3 protein-coding genes are annotated in these 2,269 nt (G+C 72.9%); all 3 read left to right on the top strand.

The annotated features are described in order from the left end of the window. Positions 1 to 680: ABC transporter ATP-binding protein (locus tag BIV57_RS23210; protein WP_071658825.1), on the top strand; the 680-nt coding region annotated here is incomplete at its 5' end. Continuing rightward, positions 677 to 1,435, top strand: a complete 759-nt coding sequence (locus tag BIV57_RS23205; RefSeq protein WP_071658824.1) for an ABC transporter permease — start codon at positions 677 to 679, stop codon at positions 1,433 to 1,435. The genes BIV57_RS23210 and BIV57_RS23205, both read left to right, overlap by 4 nt. 15 nt (positions 1,436 to 1,450) lie before the next feature. Then, on the top strand, positions 1,451 to 2,227 hold the full coding sequence (locus BIV57_RS23200) for a MerR family transcriptional regulator (RefSeq protein ID WP_071658823.1): 777 nt from the start codon (positions 1,451 to 1,453) through the stop codon (positions 2,225 to 2,227). Positions 2,228 to 2,269: the final 42 nt, after the last annotated feature.

The raw sequence follows: 2,269 nt of genomic DNA, 5'->3' as shown, positions 1-2,269 counted from the left end.
CCACCACCGTGCGGATCCTCGCCACCCTGCTGAAGGCGGACGGCGGGACGGTCGGCGTCGACGGCTTCGACGTCGCCGCGCAGCCGGCCCGGGTGCGGCAGTCGATCAGCCTCACCGGGCAGTTCGCCGCCGTCGACCAGATCCTCACCGGCCGGGAGAACCTGGTGCTGGTGGCCCGGCTGCGGCACCTGGACGGCCCCGGTGCGATCGCCGACGGCCTGCTGGAGCGGTTCTCGCTCACCGAGGCGGGCGGACGGCGGGTCGCCACCTACTCCGGCGGCATGCGGCGCCGACTGGACATCGCGATGAGCCTCATCGGCAACCCCCCGGTGGTCTTCCTCGACGAGCCGACGACCGGGCTCGACCCGCAGGGCCGCATCGAGGTCTGGCGCACCGTCAAGGCGCTCGCCGGCTCGGGCACCACAGTGCTGCTCACCACCCAGCTGCTGGACGAGGCCGAGCAGTTGGCGGACCGGATCGCGATCCTGCACCAGGGCCGGATCATCGCCGACGGCACGCTGGAGGAGCTGCAGCGGCTGCTGCCGCCCGCGAAGACGGAGTACGTCGAGCGGCGGCCGTCCCTGGAGGACGTCTTCCTCGCCATCGTCGGTGAGGGCGCGGGCGCGGGCGAGGACGAGGACGCGGGCACGGGCGCCGCGGAGGGGGAGGAGCGGGCGTGAACCACTTCGTCTCGGACGCCGTCGTGCTCACCGGCCGGACGCTGCGCCATGTCACCCGCAGCGTCGACACCATCATCACCACCGCGATCACGCCGATCGCCATGATGCTGATGTTCGTCTACGTCTTCGGCGGCGCGATCCGCACCGGCGCGGCGTCCTACGTCGACTACATGCTGCCCGGCATCCTGCTGGTCACCATCGCCTCGGGCATCGCCTACACCGCGCTGCGGCTCTTCACCGACCTGCAGAGCGGCATCTTCGAGCGCTTCCACGCGATGCCGATCGCGCGCTCGTCCGTGCTCTGGGCGCATGTGCTCACCTCGCTCGCCGCCAACCTGATCTCGCTGGTGGTCGTGGTGGGCGTCGCGCTGGCCATCGGCTTCCGCTCCGGGGCCGGGGTGCTGGGGTGGCTGGCGGTGGTCGGCATCCTGCTGCTCTTCACGCTGGCGCTGACCTGGATCGCGGTGATCGCCGGGCTCTCCGCGAAGACCGCGGAGGGCGGCGGGGCGTTCTCCTACCCGCTGATCTTCCTGCCCTTCCTCAGCTCGGCGTTCGTGCCGACCCGCACCATGCCCGGCCCGGTGCGCTGGTTCGCCGACCACCAGCCGGTGACATCCATCGTCAACGCCATCCGCGACCTGCTCGCGCAGGCGCCGGTGGGCACCGGCATCTGGACCGCGCTCGCCTGGTGCGTCGGCATCCTGGTGGTGGCGTTCGGCTTCGCGATGGTCGTCTATCGCGGCAAGGTCTCCTGAGGCAGGCTGGGGAGCATGCTCACCATCGGCCGGCTGGCGGCGCACGCCGGGGTGACGGTGCGGGCGGTGCGCCACTACCACCGGATCGGGCTGCTGCCCGAGCCGCGGCGGGACGAGTCGGGGTACCGGGTCTACGACGCGGCCGCGGTGGTGCGGCTGATCCGCATCCGCACCCTGGCGGACGCGGGCGTGCCGCTGGCCCGGGTGCAGGAGCTGCTGGACGCGGGGCCGGAGGAGTTCGCCCGCGGCGTCGCGGAGATCGACCGGGGGCTGCGGACGGAGGCCCGGCGGATCCAGGACGCCCGCAGGCGCCTCGCCCGGCTCGCCGCCGGCGACCATCTGGCGCTGCCGGACAGCGTGGTGGGCTACCTCGACCGGCTGCGCGGCCTGGGCGTCGAGGAGCGGTACGTCGAACTGGAGCGGGACGCCTGGATCATGGTCGCCGCCGAGGTGCCGGACCTCATCGACGTCGTGATCGCCAAGAAGCACGAGCAGTTGGACGACCCCGACATGCGCAAGCTCTACAGCCTCTGCGGCGGCGCGCTGGACTGGCCGCCGGACGATCCCCGGCTCTACGAGATCGCCGACCTCCTGGAGCGGATGCGGCTGCGCGCCGAGGCGGCCGGCGAGCTGGCGCTCGACGCCTTCGACGACGGCTTCGTCGCCCTCCTCGACTCCGCCATGCTCGAATCCGCCCCCGGCGCCCACCGCCTCCTGGAGATCCTCGAATCCCGCGGCTGGCACGGCTGGACCCGCCTCGAACGCACCCGCCCCCCGACGCCGAACGGCTGACACGACCGCCTGCCGCGGCGCGGGAAGCGTGCCCTACTTCGC

This window comes from Mangrovactinospora gilvigrisea (assembly GCF_001879105.1).
GTDB classification, from domain to species: domain Bacteria; phylum Actinomycetota; class Actinomycetes; order Streptomycetales; family Streptomycetaceae; genus Mangrovactinospora; species Mangrovactinospora gilvigrisea.
This window is presented reverse-complemented; position numbering and strand designations above follow the sequence as displayed.

Coding starts and splice junctions, on each gene's coding strand:
- BIV57_RS23200 (WP_071658823.1), top strand. CDS start 1,451: ATGCTCACCATCGGCCGGCTGGCGGCGCACGCCGGGGTGACGGTGCGG.